Below are 14,352 nucleotides of genomic sequence, written 5' to 3' on the forward strand. Positions count from 1 at the left end.
AATCAATTAATAAATTTATTATATATTAAGCCGTAAAAAAAGAGAAGGGCTTAGCCCTCCTCTTTAGCGCTTCTCTTATTTCGTTTTTACCGGTTCCTCAAACGTCATGCCAAGCGTGTCTACCGTTACTTTTTTCATCGAAATCGGAGTTTCCGGCCTATCGTTCGCACCGACGGCCTGATTCACGATTTCATCTACCGCTTCCATGCCCTCCGTTACTTTGCCGAAGGATGCGTACAGGTTGTCAAGCGAAGGCGCATCGGCCACCATGATGAAAAATTGCGAGCCGCCCGTATCGGGGTCGTTCGTGCGAGCCATGGAGAGTACGCCGCGCGTATGCTTGAGCTTGTTCTCGAAGCCGTTGTCTGTGAACTCGCCAGGGATGCTGTAGTCAGGACCGCCCATTCCAGTGCCATCAGGATCGCCGCCTTGAATCATAAAGCCTGGGATAACACGGTGGAAAATAACGCCGTCATAAAAGCCTTTATTAATAAGGGATACAAAGTTGTTTACTGTATTTGGAGCAACCTCAGGATATAGCTCAAGCTTAATGATTTTGTCATTGCTTAATTGAATGGTTACAACAGGATGCTTGTCCGGGCCTAGCAGCGCTGGGCCATCCTCTGCTGGAGCCTCGGTTGGGGGAGTCGTTGTGCTTGTATTGCCGCCGGTGCCGGTATTTTTGTCTCCGTCCGCCGCACGGTTTGCTCCGCATCCAGATGCAACAACGAGCAGAATGAGCATGAGGAGCAGCGTGGTCCCAAGACGTTTGTTTTTATAAAGCATTTCAATATCCTCCTTAAGTTGTGTGAATGCAAAAAAATTCGCAGATTCGTCTGCCTTTTTCCCCGCATTCGCAATCATGATTCAATCTGTATAATACCATATTGGTTGTTTTAAATGCGAGGGAGTTGTCTATTGCGAGCAGTGTAGCAGCCTTAATATTCATGTGGTTTACCCTTAGCCACCTTAACTATCTACCTAACAAAATAACAAAAATAAATAGTAAAACAGCATTTTAGCCCTATAAAAGCTAGTTTAAACCATTTATTTTACAATAGGAACCTCATATACTTGTTGTTAAGCGCTTACATTATTCACCAGTAGGTGATAACAAAAATAACAAAACAGGAGGGTTATCATGAAGAAAATACGGAAGTGGGTTGCGATGCTGATTGTACCGATGCTCGCCTTCTCTGTTGTCATGCCCGTATCCACAAAAGCGGCAGCGGCGGACGAGCGAGGCCATTGGGCACAGGCAGCCATTGAGAGGTGGAAATCCAATGGCGTAGTGGGCGGCTATTTGGACGGCTCCTTCAGGCCTAACCAAAACGTGACGAGAGCTGAGTTTGTAACGATCGTTAACGCGGTGCTTGGTTATACAACGGGGTCAAACGAAGCGTTCTCGGATGTGGAACCGACTGCTTGGTATGCAAAGTCCATCTCGGCTGCACGCGCGGCTGGCTACTACAAGGGCAGCTCCAATAATAAAGCGAATCCGACGCAGCCGATCACCCGTCAGGATGCAGCTGCTCTTGTTGCTAGAGCTTTCCGGCTAAGCGGAAATGGCAGCGCTTCATTTACGGATGCTGATAAGGTTTCGGAATATGCCAGAGCAGGCGTGGATGCTCTGTCAGGCGTTCTCAGCGGCTATAAAGACGGCTCGTTCAGGCCTAGCGGGAATTTGACGCGAGCGGAGCTTGTGACAGTAATAGACAAGCTCATTAAAGAATATTATCCGAAGGCTGGGGCATTCGGAGGCTCGACTATCTCAGGCAACGTTGTAGTTCATGCAGCAAACGTTGTCTTAAAGGATGCAAAGATCGCCGGCAATCTTTATTTATCCGCAGGCATTGGCGATGGCGATGCGAAGCTCGATAACGTAACGGTAGCGGGCACGACGTACGTTTGGGGCGGAGGCTTAAATACGGTAGAAATCAATAACTCCGTACTAGGCGAAGTGCAAGTGAATCGCCAGGCAGGACCGGTTCGCGTCCTGTTCAGCGGAACGGCATCGGCAAAGCATCTTACGGGGGGCAGCGAATTTACACTTGAGCTTGGTGAAGGCGCACGGATTGAGGAGCTTACGCTCGGCAGTCAGGCAAAGGGTTCCGCAATTAAAGGCCAGGGTGATGTGAAGAAAGCTAATGTTGATGCGGACGGCGTAACCTTAAATGGCAGCGCGTTAAGCAGGGGAGCTATTGTAATTACGAATGGCGTACCAGCCACATCTGGCGCAAGCGGAGGGGCTAGCAGCGGCAGTGGCAGTGGTGGCAATGGTAACGGTGGAATTGGCGGCGACGATGGTGAAGGTGAAGTCGGAACGGAGCGGCGAGTGGAGAACTTCGTTGATTCGAATGCCACCGATTATACGAAATCGCTGTTTGCTTATTTGGACGATGTGCGCGGCAAGCAAGTATTGTTCGGCCATCAGCATGCGACGACGGAGGGAATCTCTTTTACCGAAACGACAGGCATTCAATCCGATGTTAAAAACTCGGTAGGCGATTATCCGGCTGTCTTTGGCTGGGATACGCTTAGCTTGGAGGGCAAGGAGAAGCCCGGCGTTTCAAACGATTTGGAACAAAGCAGAATCAATTTGGCTGCCAAAATGAAGGAAGCGCATAAACTCGGCGGCATCGTTACGCTCAGCGCGCATCTGCCTAACTTCGTGACAGGCGGAAGCTTTAACGATACGGGCGGCTCGGTCGTGCAGCATATTTTGCCGGGAGGCGACAAGCACACTGATTTGAACGCTTTTCTTGATCGCATCGCTGCGCTTGCGAGCAACCTGAAGGATAACGACGGAAAGCTCATACCGATCTTGTTCCGTCCCTTCCATGAGCAAAACGGCGGCTGGTTCTGGTGGGGCGCCAAAACGACAACGACAAGCGAGTATGTGGGAATTTACCGGTACACGGTTGAGTACTTGCGCGACACCAAGGACGTTCATAACCTGCTGTACGTCTACTCGCCAAACGGTACCTTTGGCGGCAGCGAATCCAATTATTTAACGACCTATCCGGGCGATGACTACGTCGATGTGCTCGGCATGGATCAATATGATAATCAGCAAAATCCGGGCAGCGAATCCTTCCTTAGCAATCTCGTTGCGGATTTGGGGATGATTTCGAAGCTCGCCGATTCCAAAGGTAAAATAGCGACCTTCTCCGAATTCGGCTATAGTCCGCAAGGGATGCTTCAGCAGGGCAATGCGGATAAGGCTTGGTTTACGAAGCTGCTGAACGCAATCAAATCCGACCCAGACGCCAAGCGGATATCCTATATGCAGACATGGGCGAATTTCAGTACAAACGGCAATTTATTTGTTCCCTATCGCAATGCTCCGCTGCTTGGCGACCATGAATTGCTAGAGGATTTGGTCGCGTACTATGACGACCCGTATACCGCGTTCGCGAAAGAGGCGACGGGTGTGTATGGGAATCAGGTAAAGGCGGCGGTTGAGCAGCCATTCCTGCATATTGCAAGTCCTGTTAGCCAGAGCACGGTAAAAGAAAATCAGACAATTGTTCGCGCTCGCGTGCTGAATGCGGCGCCATCTAAAGTCGTCTATGTTGCGCAGGGCTTCTCGGTTGAAGTGCCAATGACCTTGGATGCAGACGGGTTCTACTCGGCAAACTGGATGCCTGCCGGCGAGCAAAACGGAAAGACGGCTGATATTACCGTGAAGGTCTATAAGGAAAGCGGCGTTGCGCTTGAACAAACCGTTACGGTTTTTGTAAAAGCAGATGAAATCGCGCTGAAGACATACACGTTTGATACAGATGTTGCGGGTATTCAAAATAACGGTACTTGGCCATCGGCGATGGGCCTAACGGTTGGGCATGAGAGCTTTAACGGCAATGGCGCCCTTAAACTAAGCGTAACGGATGCAGTATATCAAGATACCTGGCAGGAGTTTAAGCTGGAGCTGGTTCAAGCGGCAAGCGAGGTTCCGCTCGCTATGGTGAATCGTGTTGCGTTTGACGCTTGGATTCCGGCATCGGCAGGCTCGGAGACGGCAAGCGCAAGCCTGCGCGGCATTGTGCAGCTTCCGCCGGACTGGACGGATGAAGGGAAATACGGCATGCTGACGACGGAAGAGAAGCTGACGGAGCTGCCGACCGTTACGGTGGATGGGGTGGATTATGTGAAATACTCTGCTTCCATAGACCTGAATAACCCAAGCAAATCAACAGAAGCAACAAGCCTTGCGTTGTCGATTATCGGCAGCGGCTTGCAGCTTGACGGACCGATTTACGTCGATAATATTGCACTCATAAACAGCTATTATGAGCCGCCGGTTATCCCTTCGTTAGTGGATCATTTTGAAGGATATCAAGGCGTGAACGCCGCACTGCAAGCGAAGTTTGTAAAAGCGGGCGGGGATACGGTTAATGTCAGCTTAGATGGCGTGCATGAGAGCGGCGGCTTATATGCAATGAAATTTGATTATACGCTCGCAGGCTCTGGTTATGGCGGCATTACGAAGTCGCTTGGCGGCGCGGACTGGTCTACGTTCAACAAGCTTAAATTCTGGCTAGTACCGGATGGACATAATCAGAAGCTGGTTATTCAACTGAAGGTGGACGGCGTTTCTTACGAGGCTTATCCATCGCTTGCGGGTACGGCTGGCGAATGGGTTACGATTCCTTTTAGTGAATTTGCGGTTGCGCCATGGGATACAGGCAATATCGGCAAGAAGCTAAATAAGGTCAGCTTGAAAAATGTGCAGGATTTCTCGATTTATGTAAATGCGGTGTCAGGCGCTACACTTAGCAGCAGCTTGTACTTTGATGATATCGAAGCGATTAATGACGGTACGGGCGGTGTGCCAAATGGCGGCAGCGGACCGGGCAGCTCACCGGAGCAAGCCGGTGTACTATATGATTTTGAAAGCGAAGCTTCTGGCTTTATCGTAGAGGTTAACAATGCAAGCGCGACTGCGCCGGCCATTTCGACAGATGCGGCGACGAAAGGCACGCACGCTTTGACTTCAACATTCAGCCTATCGGGATCAGGCTTTGAACTGACGAAGGCATCCGCGCTTGATCTATCGGCAGTCGGTTCGATAAGCGTAAAGGTGAAGCTGTCTGCCGGGACGGCAAATGCGCGGTTGTATATGAAAACCGGCTCGAATTGGAGCTGGTACGATAGCGGTATGGCAGCAGTGGATTCGTCCGGATTCCAGACGCTTACTCTTTCACTTGGCGAGGTAGCGGGTCGTGATGCCGTGAAGTCTATCGGTATCAAAATCGAACCAACAAGCGGCAGCGGCACAGCGTCGGTATATGTGGACGAGATCACACTCAACTAGAATAGCGAATAGACAAAGCCCCGGAAGAGACTGGCAAATGCCGTCTCGCCCGGGGCCTTGAGCTGCCGCTATATAAAATCTCTTAGCACTTGCAAATCATCAGCATGTTCCCGTCTGGGTCTTTAAAATTAAACCAATGGCCATTCTCAATCTTTGTAACAAGCTCAACTCCAAGGTCTTTCATGAAATGGTAAGCCTTATCTATATCGTCCGTATTAAAATGGAAGGCAGGATTTCTAAGGTAAGAATCTGCATTGTAAATTTTGCTATCTAAGACAAGGTTTAATCCGTTATTATCCAACGGTATACAGCATAGATGGCCTGCGATAATATCAAACGTAGGTTCAAGACCAAGAATGGAGCAATACCATTCCCGTGCTTTACTAATATCACCTACTGGGACGAAAATGGCTCCTACTTTACTCAAAATTTCACTCATACTGTTCACTCCTATTTTTTTTATGGTGTTGGACAACGTAAAAAAATGGAACTGCGCTAATCCGTTTGACGTTTTCCGTCAGTTCAGTACCCAATAAGGTCTGTCAGTTAGAAAATATTTTTTTGAAGTAATAATGGTTACTCCCGGTCGGGGCTTCATTAAATATTGCAACTTCGACATAACCATTCATCAGATAAAATGCTGGAGCTTGGAAGCTGAAGGTATTAGCTTGGTATACGTACAACCTTTTTCTTTTGCAATGCGCTCAATTTGATTTAATAAGTGTGTCCCATATCCTAGTCCTCTTAGAGATTCCTCAATCCAAAGGATTTCTACTTCAATCCAATTCAATTTGTATTAACTATTCGATAAGTCATTGTTGATTCCTTTTTCTGGGAATGCATTGAGCTAACCTGTCTATTAGCGGCTCAACCTGTAAGAGCGAGCCATGACCAAAGCCTCGTCTCAAGCATTGAGGACGAGGCTCTTTGATTTATTTCTCTGATTTATTTCTTTCCTTAAGAGAGTATTCAATTATCAAATCCAACAGTTGACTGAATGATATCCCCGCAGCTTTGGCACTTTTGGGCAGGAGGCTATTTTTCGTCAAGCCTGGCAGTGTGTTCACTTCCATGACATAAGGAATTCCATCTTTAAGAATCATATCGATTCGGGCGTAAACGCTGCATTTCAATGTTTTATAACAGCCTAGCGCAGAAGCGCGGACTCGCTCAAAAATATCGGGAGGCAATTGGATCACTTGTTCATCAGCCCCGCCGTCGTCATACTTGGAAGAGTAATCAAAAAATTCGGATTTAGACCGAATAGAGATGATGGGAAGAAGTTTTCCATTTAATATCGAGCAGGTTATCTCTTCACCGCTAATATATTGTTCGATCAACACTTCATCATCCCATTGAAAGGTTTCATGTACCTCAGGAATTAACGTTTCTTTGTTTTTTATCATTTTGATTCCTATGCTCGATCCGCCTGAATTTGGCTTCACAATAACCGGATATCCCATTCGTTCGACGTCTCCGATAGATAATTCATCTGCGCTACTCAAATGAATCCAGTCAGGGGTAGGGATGCCTTCATGACGAAATAGTTTTTTGGAGATATTCTTATCCATGCTAAGGCTGCTCGATAAAACGCCGCACCCCGTATAAGGAACGCAAAGTGTTTCAAGTGCTCCTTGAATCGTTCCATCTTCACCATACTTTCCATGAAGCGCAAGCAGTGCCACATCAATATTTTTCACTTTTTCAACGAGTTCATCTTTCGTATTGATTTCAATCGGATACAGCTCATATTTTTCTCTATCCAAATTAGCCATCATTTCTCTCCCAGTCATAAGGGATACCTCTCTTTCTGATGAAATACCCCCCATAATCACACCCACTCTCATAGCTGTGCCTCCTTCATCATTTGTTTAGCTGTATCACCTATGATTTGAATCCCTTTTATAATGTCCTCATCTGCGACTCGTGAGAAACCAAGACGCATAGTATGATGACCTTTGTTATTCGTAAAAAAAATGTTGCCCGGTGTAAATATGACCCCTTTATGGCGACAGCGTTCTAACAGGACATTCGTATCCAAGTTAACGTCGAATTCAATAAACACGTGGAGTCCTCCGTCGCCCGAAAGCTGCTTTAACGGAATAAACGCTCTACAGCACCGAATGACTAATTCACATTTTCGTTTATATTCTGATTTTGCTTTTTTTAAATATTTCTCGAAGTTGCCATTATGAAGATATTGATAGAGCAATGATTGATCTAGCGTGGAGGTATGAATGCTTCGCGCTCTCTTTACGCTTTCCAGATAATAAACGAGCTCTTTTTCGGCCAAGACCCATCCAACCCGAAGGCCAGGGAAAAGGATTTTAGAAAAGCTGCCTATATAAATGACACTGTTTCCATTACCGTTGCATGCAATTAACGGGGCAATGTGGGATCCTGAATACCGTAGCTCCTCGTTGAAACCGTCTTCTATAAGCGGGACTTGATATTTATTCAACAGCTTGATAACTTCCATTCGTTTATGGGGAGACATCACAATGCCAGTTGGATTATGATAGGAAGGCACAAGGTAGGTTAAATCAAACGGTCGTTCTGACAATGCTCTCTCCAATTCCAAAAGACTGATTCCGTCTTGCTCCATCTCGATACCTGTAATATCAAATCCATGCATCTTAAAAATTTTAATCGCTGCATGATGAGTAGGATTTTCGCAAATGATACGCCCGCTTTTCTTGATTAAAGCCGACAAAATGATGTCTAACCCTTCTGTAAAACCGTTCGTAATCAGGATCTCCTTACCCTCCAGATTAACCCCTTTATTCTCCATATAACGAAGCAAATATTCCATTAACGGTTTGTAGCCTTGCGCATATCCATAGTTTAAGATGATTTCACCCTCAATGGACATCCGATCTAAAAATGCTCGTTTGACATTATCGAGATCAAACAATTTTTCATCCGGTGCGATACTGGTAAAATTGATTTCCCCTTTATTCGAGCGTATCCCGTGCTTGATAAGATCCAGTTCTTCAGCAATCATCGCTTGATCGCTAATGTTTTGCTTCCAATTAAGCCGCCATGATTGTGTAGTTGCTGCCTCGCCCAATATTTGAGCAACAAAACTCCCTTTTCCTTTCTCTACATACACGAACCCTTCGTCTTTCAAATCAGCGTAAGCACTAACTACCGTATTTCTGCTGACATTCAACAAAGAACTGAGTTCACGCGTGGACGGGAGTTTCTGATTTGCTTGCAATACACCTGCAGTAATTAAACGTTTCATGTATTCCTTTACCTGGGTATAGGCTGGGCGGTCATCCGTCAATTTGAATTCAGTAAACATCCAATCACCCCTACAAATATAATGGCATACATTTAACAATAAAATAAGAACCACGTTGTGTGATTTTCTACCCAATTGTGGATATGTAGCTGCTAGCTGGAGAGGAATAGGTATCACGGTTCGGTGATACCAACCTGTCATCGTTTGCGGTCGTTCTACAGACGCTGAAATAACAAACGGATGAAAAATCATAACAAAAAGCCCAAGCACAGGGATCGCTCGGGCCTTTTGTTTTTTACGCTAATTCACTTTTCGATTTTTCTTTATTAAATACATAATTAGGTATCCTAAGATGCACCGAAAGCAATGCAGTAGCCATTATTATCACGGATGGTCACTTCACTCCATCCTTCGGACCAATGAGGCCCATTGACGATTTCGACACCTTTGGATTGGAATGTTTCAAATAAGAGTTTCAGCTCTACTGGATTCGTATAGCAAAACACATCAAAATATAGTCCGCCTTCAACGGACGAATTTGGCCGAACATCGCTTATATGTTTAGCCTCATGCAGAATAAATGTCACTGCTCCATGATTCATATGGATATGGCCGCCAATATTTTCTGCGATGAAGCCTATTGCTTCATAATAATTAATTGAGTCTTGTAGATTAGCAACTAGCAGAACAATAGACGATCCTTTCAAGTGAACTGAATTTGCATTAATAGATCCCATCTTCATATCCGCTCCTAACTGCCTTTTGTTCGTTCGACTATCGATAACCGTTAGCGTAAAGCATCAGCAGCATCTAAGGGGTCCTTCGCAATAAAATCTAACGCCTCTCCTTGCAATGACGAACGAAAGTCCTTGAACCTGTCCGGAATCCATCTAGTTCGTCATCAATCGTTCTATCGCAAAAATGGTATTTAATCCCATAATAGCAAACGGGTGTTCCGATGTAAATATCGATGTGCCTTCTTTTCCCGTTTTGCGTAACCAAATAGATTCTCCTCAATATAATATAGATTATGAAGAAGTATATGAGGCTGGATAGAGTAGGAATACATCGTTTAAGGAGAGAGGCGTATGCGCAGAAGCAAAGGAACAGGTGACCGGTACTGGCAGAACTGGGACAACCAAGATGTGGCGAAGAAAATCAACGAATTCTGGCTTCAGAGCGATGGAGAGGATAACTGGAGAGCCTTACTCGTAGGTCATATACAAGAGTGCTTAGGGTATGGAGCCAACATAACGGAGATCGGCTGCGGCTCGGGACTGATCGGGGAGAAGCTGCTGCAGATGAATGTGGTCGGCAATGACTCTTATAAGGGCGGCGATATTTCGGAAAAAATGCTTATTCTCGCAAAGGATAGGCTGCCTGATGTGAAATTTTTCAATTGGGATATCCTTAACTTAGATATCGACACCGATTCGCAGCCCAATGTCATTTGCATTCATGTCCTGCAGCATCTGCCAAGCTATAACGGCGCTTTGCCGGAATTAGTCCGCGTTGCCAAAGACAGTCTATATATTGCGTGCTGGTTCACCGAGTCGAATGAGGATAAGATTGACTTTTCCAAGCCGTCCAACGATTGGGAAGGACAGCGCTTCTACAATAATGTTTATTCGCTTCCCAAGTTTTTGAGTGAAGTTGAGGCTGCCGCGGTTCAATATGGAAAAGCGATTCAATCCATCAACGTGCACAAATTCTCGTACCATGAGAATTACGCTATCCATATTTTGTTTGCCAATTGAAGGCATGCATCAACAATTAAATTGACTCCTCCGCGCGGGCGGGAGGAGTCTTCATCCTGCTAAAAGCTCATGCGGCCAAGACAAAGCCGAGATACGTCCAAGCCTGTATTTCCGAGCTTCGCATATTCCATTTCATTGTCCCTCGCTTTCAAATAGATATGATTTCCTTCGGATGTAGTTTACTCTTCGGAGTTAACTCCAAGTCAAGCGATTGCTAACGTACAGATGATGTTAATTAGATTCATGTATAACCGCGGATGCTTTTTCAGCTAAAAAACCGTCTATTATACTGTATACAAGTCCGCATATCCCGAAGATGATAATTGCTGTGAGATCATTTAATTCATATCCGTATCCCTCAATAAAATGGCTATATTGCTTCTGAAAGACCCATTTGCCCCCAGCAGCTCCTAGTATGCTAAATACGACCGACCTTATCCAAAATATCATACTGCCCGCTTTTCGTAAGAGAACCGACAAAGGCAGAACCATTAGAAAGTATAGCGCCGTTGCTGGCGGGGAGATAGACAAAAAAATTACAGCAATATATATGTACCCCAAGTTTTGTAGTCCGTAATATTCGGTTGTCTTGATTTTCGTCCCTTCCATCATTTCTAGACCGAATGCACCGATGCTAACGCAGAGAACAAATACAATCCACATTGCTCCATAATGCTTCGCGAACTGAGACATCTTAATCCTCCGATAATATGTCTTTATCTTAAAGACGAAATCTAGGTTGAAAGGTTCCTATCGTTAGAGCGGCATGCCTATCCTTCATTGTCCGTTTGGGGAGCATTGGGCCGCTGTCTGAATTCGCTCGGCGAGAGGCCTGTCTCTTTCTTAAAGTTGTTGCTGAAGTAGTGTATGCTCGCATAACCGAGTTCGGCCGCGATCGCATCGATCGGCTCTCCCCGCAGTAGCGCCTGCTTCGCCTGCTTGATACGCTCGGAGATCAGGTACTGTTTCGGATTCTGGCCCACCTCCTGGTGGAATATAACGGTGAAATAACCCGGATGATAGCCGCACAGCTCGGCCAGCTCGGCTACTGTCCACTGTCTGCCTGGCTGTTCACGCATCGCGTCTATCGCCGGCCCAATCTTACTGGCTGGTCCGTCTGCCTTCGCACTCAAAGTCGAGCGGACAACGAGCGTTAGCAGCTCCATCATCAGAGCGCGCAGCGCGAACGGATACGCCGCATTCGCACTGACGTACTCCTTGACGATGCGAGCGAACAGCGCCTCCACGTGGACGATCGAAAAGTGGCTCGGCAGTTCGATATCGGCTGCGTCCGGGATTGCGATGCGGAACCGCTCCGGCTCCGCATCGAGCTGCACCGCAGATGCTGCCCGGATTAAGTAGGCCGGGTGAACGGGGACAGGGGAATCACTGTGGAACGTGAAATGAACGCTGTAATATTCGGTCGCCTTCGTCGTCGCGAGCAAATGGGCGCCGCTTGGTCCAAACAACACGCCTTCGCCTGGCGAGATACGGTATTTGCTCGGTCCCAAATGCAGAACGCCTTCACCGGAAATGACATAAAAAAACTGCCAGTCAGGGATGAATCGCGGGCCCCACTGCACGTTCGGATTGGCGACGTCACGGCTGGCAAAATTCACCGCGGGGCTGCAGTTAAACAACGACCCCAGATGCATACGGATCAGGCCTCCTATGTTTAAAATCTTGAAAAAACGTAAATCTCTCCGTTGTTTGTCTAAATACGACCCATTGCTCCTAATGTATATTTAAAGCGTATACAAAATCAACTTCATTTAAATGGAGGTGCGTCGGGCCATGTTAACGAAAGCGCAAGTGAATCAGTTCGAGCAGGACGGTTTTCTTAAAGGGGATGTGATATTAAGCGATGAAGAGGTAGAGGTGCTCCGCCGCGAGCTGCAGGATGTCATGGAAGGGAAGACAGTCAACAAGCCGGTTATGAATCATAACATGCTGGACTCCGGGTCGCTCTACGACAATATGAAAATGACGGTCAGCGAGCGCGTCGTGCAAATCGTAAACATCTGGATGGCGAGCGACGTCTATTTCAAGCATGCGTCGAACCATCGGATTTGCGAGGAGATCGCCCAGCTTTCCGGCACCGATACCGTACGAATCTGGCACGACCAGATCCAATACAAGCCCCCGGTATCCGGAGGGCCAACCGGCTGGCACCAAGACCATCCTCTGTGGCCAATCATACAACCAGCCGATCTCGTCAGTGCATGGGTGGCGCTTGACGATGCAGTAATCGAGAACGGCTGTATGTGGATGGTTCCCGGCAGCCATAAGTGGGGTAACCATCAGAAATATTTGGCCAGTGACAAAAACTTCATGCCGTACCATAAGCAGCCCGAGTTGCTGCCGGAAGGCGCCGACGTGAAGGCTGTTCCATTCGAGATCAAGAAGGGGCAAGTCGGCTACCACCACTGCATGACTTGGCACGGCAGCCCGCATAACCGTTCCGAAATGCATCGTCGGGCAATTGCGGTCCACTACATGCCTGGTCATACCAGATACGAACCGTCTGAGAATCATCCGATGCACGATTATGTGAACGTGAAGGCTGGTGAAATTCTTCAGGGCGACCATTTCCCAGTCGTGTACACGTCGAAGCCGGCGATCGAAAGCGCTTGATTACAAGCGCCTAGCATGCCTAGATCCTGCGACATGAATAAAGCTGTCGTTTGGACAGCGGTTTCGTCCCGGGACCGCTCTAACCACCTGCCTGATTGATTCCCTTTTGCGCAACGAGGCTGCCGTTTTATCCGGCAGCCTCGTCCTCATGATTTTAAAGTTTTAGCCCAAAATCACTCCGCTTTAATCCAATTTAGTTTTTATTGAACTACCATTTACCTAAAGAAAACCATGAACCTCCATTATTTTCATTATACCCCTCAAAAAGAAAGACATCGGGGTTTAGGGATATACGGCAATCTCGCGAATATACATGAAACTATATGTGCTCGATAACGCCTTATTTTGGACGAGCGGGCATCCATTATATTTTTGCGGGAAGGGTCTGAATAATGGGAATGCTATTCGCGGTCATCGGTTTTCTAATTATTGATTCATTCTTTCATTTAATTCCGAAATTATTTTCGCTAGATATCGTCTCTTGGCTAGCGTATGCTTGCATACTCTTTATCCTGGTTCATCATGTAGCCAAGCTGACTGGTCTAGGCGGGATGGGTGATTTAGGCGTAAAAGCCCATTTTGGCTGGAAAAGAAACCTGCGAATCGGTTTTTTAATTAGCTCTGGCATTTGGATAGCCATGTATGTGCTCTTGTGGGGCTTTGCGGATTTTCAGGTCGTGGGCGTTAAGAAAGCGCCGGAAGCTATTCTTTTGTTCATCGAAATCCTTGGCGTTATGCTTCTTAGCTCGCTTATGAATAATCTTATTGTGACCGGTTATGTATTTGCTCACCTTAAGGGTAAAATACGGAATGGTAGTTTGCTGCTCATATCTGCAATTATTTTTGCAATGGATGATGTGTGGTTAGTAGGCTTCAGCCTATCGAACGCTCTTTTTTCGTTAGTGCTGGGCCTATCCCTTGGCTATGTGCTTTTAAAAACGGGTTCGATTTGGATGGGTACAGGCATACATATGGGTCTCGGCGTAATGTACAGCTTGGTTAACGGAGTTCCGGGGAGTGAAGCTGCCAAAGGCTTGCTGATTACCGCAGCTGGTGAGAACGCCTTGTTTGCGTATGAGCATGTCTATACTTTTGCGGCTACCGCAATGCTGTTAGTTATTCTGATTATATATCCTCGGTTGAAGCTGAATTCGGCCCATACATACAAGTATTAAATACAGCAAAGGATGGCGGCAGACGAGAGATTGTGAGGCGCGTTGTGAAAATAAAGTTGCGCCGCATGCTTCGATTCGCTATAATCACTATAATTCAGTCGAAGGGATTGGGTATCATGTACAAATTCCAATTGAATCAGCTTCATCACTTCACCAAGCGTTAGCACACCTGATCAACATTCAGGGTGGGCTAGCGCTTCTCGCGTTGGCCTCCCTGCAGCA

The 14,352-nt window shown here is 46.7% G+C and carries 11 protein-coding genes; 4 read left to right on the top strand and 7 right to left on the bottom strand.

The annotated features are described in order from the left end of the window. Positions 1 to 75 precede the first annotated feature (75 nt). Entirely contained in the window at positions 76 to 786 is a 711-nt protein-coding gene (locus HI950_RS22855; RefSeq protein ID WP_169087526.1) for a peptidylprolyl isomerase, read from the bottom strand. Positions 787 to 1,141: 355 nt separating this feature from the next. Between HI950_RS22855 and HI950_RS22860 the strand changes: the two genes are divergently transcribed. Continuing rightward, complete coding sequence (locus HI950_RS22860) at positions 1,142 to 5,317, top strand: glycosyl hydrolase (RefSeq protein WP_169087528.1); 4,176 nt, start codon at positions 1,142 to 1,144, stop codon at positions 5,315 to 5,317. 82 nt (positions 5,318 to 5,399) lie between these two features. Here the strand turns inward: HI950_RS22860 and HI950_RS22865 are convergent, their stop codons facing one another. From HI950_RS22865 to HI950_RS22885, 5 genes are all read right to left on the bottom strand, one after another. After that, positions 5,400 to 5,756 (bottom strand): VOC family protein, encoded by a 357-nt coding sequence (locus HI950_RS22865; protein WP_169087530.1) that lies wholly within the window; start codon positions 5,754 to 5,756, stop codon positions 5,400 to 5,402. A 189-nt stretch (positions 5,757 to 5,945) separates the two neighbouring features. After that, entirely contained in the window at positions 5,946 to 6,107 is a 162-nt protein-coding gene (locus tag HI950_RS37065; RefSeq protein WP_169087532.1) for a GNAT family N-acetyltransferase, read from the bottom strand. Between the two features lie 142 nt (positions 6,108 to 6,249). Beyond that, entirely contained in the window at positions 6,250 to 7,164 is a 915-nt protein-coding gene (locus HI950_RS22875) for a D-alanine--D-alanine ligase (protein WP_169087534.1), read from the bottom strand. Further along, a complete protein-coding gene (pdxR, locus tag HI950_RS22880; protein ID WP_169087536.1) occupies positions 7,161 to 8,624 on the bottom strand; it encodes a MocR-like pyridoxine biosynthesis transcription factor PdxR in 1,464 nt (487 codons plus the stop codon). The genes HI950_RS22875 and pdxR overlap by 4 nt, the downstream gene beginning before the upstream one ends. Before the next feature lie 287 nt (positions 8,625 to 8,911). Continuing rightward, the gene (locus HI950_RS22885; protein WP_169087538.1) at positions 8,912 to 9,301 is read right to left on the bottom strand and encodes a bleomycin resistance protein; all 390 of its coding nucleotides are present in this window, start codon (positions 9,299 to 9,301) and stop codon (positions 8,912 to 8,914) included. Positions 9,302 to 9,652: 351 nt separating this feature from the next. On the opposite strand from HI950_RS22885, the gene HI950_RS22890 reads away from it, so the two are divergent. Further along, on the top strand, positions 9,653 to 10,321 hold the full coding sequence (locus tag HI950_RS22890) for a class I SAM-dependent methyltransferase (RefSeq protein ID WP_169087540.1): 669 nt from the start codon (positions 9,653 to 9,655) through the stop codon (positions 10,319 to 10,321). A gap of 770 nt (positions 10,322 to 11,091) precedes the next feature. On the opposite strand, the gene HI950_RS22895 is transcribed toward HI950_RS22890, so the two are convergent. Then, positions 11,092 to 11,904 carry a helix-turn-helix transcriptional regulator gene (locus HI950_RS22895; RefSeq protein WP_169087542.1) on the bottom strand — a complete coding sequence of 271 codons (813 nt, stop codon included), beginning with the start codon at positions 11,902 to 11,904 and terminating at the stop codon, positions 11,092 to 11,094. Positions 11,905 to 12,115: 211 nt separating this feature from the next. Here HI950_RS22895 and HI950_RS22900 point away from each other — a divergent pair, with 211 nt between their 5' ends. Both HI950_RS22900 and HI950_RS22905 read left to right on the top strand, forming a co-directional pair. Further along, complete coding sequence (locus HI950_RS22900; protein WP_169087544.1) at positions 12,116 to 12,955, top strand: phytanoyl-CoA dioxygenase family protein; 840 nt, start codon at positions 12,116 to 12,118, stop codon at positions 12,953 to 12,955. A gap of 392 nt (positions 12,956 to 13,347) precedes the next feature. After that, positions 13,348 to 14,130 (top strand): CPBP family intramembrane glutamic endopeptidase, encoded by a 783-nt coding sequence (locus tag HI950_RS22905; protein WP_169087546.1) that lies wholly within the window; start codon positions 13,348 to 13,350, stop codon positions 14,128 to 14,130. Positions 14,131 to 14,352 lie beyond the last annotated feature (222 nt).

The sequence above is a fragment of the Paenibacillus sp. PL91 genome (assembly GCF_012935325.2).
Taxonomy (GTDB): Bacteria; Bacillota; Bacilli; order Paenibacillales; family Paenibacillaceae; genus Pristimantibacillus.

Coding starts and splice junctions, on each gene's coding strand:
- HI950_RS22855 (WP_169087526.1), bottom strand. CDS start 786: ATGCTTTATAAAAACAAACGTCTTGGGACCACGCTGCTCCTCATGCTC.
- HI950_RS22860 (WP_169087528.1), top strand. CDS start 1,142: ATGAAGAAAATACGGAAGTGGGTTGCGATGCTGATTGTACCGATGCTC.
- HI950_RS22865 (WP_169087530.1), bottom strand. CDS start 5,756: ATGAGTGAAATTTTGAGTAAAGTAGGAGCCATTTTCGTCCCAGTAGGT.
- HI950_RS22875 (WP_169087534.1), bottom strand. CDS start 7,164: ATGAGAGTGGGTGTGATTATGGGGGGTATTTCATCAGAAAGAGAGGTA.
- pdxR (WP_169087536.1), bottom strand. CDS start 8,624: ATGTTTACTGAATTCAAATTGACGGATGACCGCCCAGCCTATACCCAG.
- HI950_RS22885 (WP_169087538.1), bottom strand. CDS start 9,301: ATGGGATCTATTAATGCAAATTCAGTTCACTTGAAAGGATCGTCTATT.
- HI950_RS22890 (WP_169087540.1), top strand. CDS start 9,653: ATGCGCAGAAGCAAAGGAACAGGTGACCGGTACTGGCAGAACTGGGAC.
- HI950_RS22900 (WP_169087544.1), top strand. CDS start 12,116: ATGTTAACGAAAGCGCAAGTGAATCAGTTCGAGCAGGACGGTTTTCTT.
- HI950_RS22905 (WP_169087546.1), top strand. CDS start 13,348: ATGGGAATGCTATTCGCGGTCATCGGTTTTCTAATTATTGATTCATTC.